At 41.5% G+C, this 838-nt stretch carries 1 pseudogene; it reads right to left on the reverse strand.

Annotation, left to right across the window (positions count from 1 at the left end):
• Positions 1–94: 94 nt before the first annotated feature.
• A pseudogene (locus AC1DOS_RS20380) lies at positions 95–160 on the reverse strand (hypothetical protein); the annotation flags it as partial.
• Between the last annotated feature and the right edge of the window lie 678 nt (positions 161–838).

Genomic DNA, 838 nt, shown 5'->3' on the forward strand with positions numbered 1-838 from the left:
TATTAATAGAGTGTAAATCCAATGTATTAATAGAGTGTAAATCCAATGTAAACATTTTGACTTAGTGTACAAAATCTATCTTTTATAGGCCATATTATTGGGCAAATCCATGTCCAAAATACGTACCATCTCCCAGAATAACAGCATTTTCCCCTCTCCACTGCCGCCACTATATTTACCTTCCTTTCTTCAAAACGTATCACTTAAAAGGCTTTTTCCTTCTGCCTCCTCAACCGTGATTGATTTATATATAAACATCCCGAAATTTCAAACCTCATTCGGTAACCAATAAAAAAGAGATGGTGTCGAATGAACGCCATCCCTTTGCTTGTTAAATCCTACTTCTTCAGCAGTCCAGAAACGCTCGGGCCATTTACGCACGAACCGAATAGGAGCCAGGGTCAAAGACACTTGCGTACTATCCTGTAAGGATTGAAATCTGCGTCCCCAGGTTTGTTCCGTCAAATTGCGGTTCATGCCGACCTGCATCTCTTGTACAGTAATCCCCCGACACATACTGTAAACCCCGATCAGTATGATTTCTTCACGAGCTGCCTGTCAGCTACGAGGTTACTATGCTCGTACCTCGACCGGACTTTACCAGCTAGTTGTGCCTGACTTGGTTAGACACGCAATAATAAAAAAGAGCTAGCAAAAATACCGCTAACTCTCGTATTGATCAATACATGGCCTAATTACAATCTTTGAATCAACCAATAAAATGCCAGCACAAAAATAAGGCAAGACGTTGAGATCATCATTTTACGATACCATGGGAACCTTCGTAGCCATAGCAAGACGGGAAGTAATAGGCAAAGGAACATGAGCTGGCCAGCTT

This window comes from Paenisporosarcina sp. P5_A11, assembly GCF_056400705.1.